Source organism: Clostridium sp. CAG:43 (genome assembly GCF_000434655.1).
Classification (GTDB): domain Bacteria; phylum Bacillota; class Clostridia; order Lachnospirales; family Lachnospiraceae; genus Otoolea; species Otoolea fessa.
Window position 1 is genome coordinate 3,753 of sequence record NZ_FR895005.1, and the last position, 564, is coordinate 4,316.

The window sequence follows — 564 nt, forward strand, 5'->3', positions numbered from 1 at the left end:
GCCGCGATCGCCGCGCCGATCATCGCAATAAAATGCGTCAGCGCGCTTCCGGGATCCTTTACGTGGAATTTATGCTGCTTTGTTTCAGCGAGTTCCGTTGTGTTAGATGTATGTGTTTGATTGGAAATCATAGAATAACCTCCTTTGCTGTAAAATTGATAAGGTAATTATAAATGTGATATGTAGTATTTAAAACTATATCGAATGCTTTTATATACTATACATCTTTTTTGAAAAATATGCAAGAGGGGAAAGAGATATGTTATAATGGGCGGAAGAAAGCCATAGGGAGCTTGCTCACTTTTGGCGAACGGCGAAGTGATTGAGTGATGAAATCACGAAATAATATGAGGACTTAACGAAAGATTTTCACGTTTCGTGTGCGTTAGCAATAAATATATGCGATGGTTTGCATATGAAAATTTTAAAGTTAGAAGTGGAAGAAAAAATGAATCATGGATGATTTGAGAAGTTAAAATCTCGGGAATCCATGGATGAAGTAGAGAGGAAATCAGTTATGTTAGATGTTTTATATGAAGATAAGGATGTATTGGTTGTGGTCAA

General features: G+C 36.5%; 1 pseudogene (cut by a window edge). It reads right to left on the bottom strand.

The features are described 5' to 3' along the window. Positions 1–131: pseudogene (locus QVO97_RS01025) on the bottom strand (hemolysin III family protein) (it extends 600 nt beyond the left edge of the window). Positions 132–564: the final 433 nt, after the last annotated feature.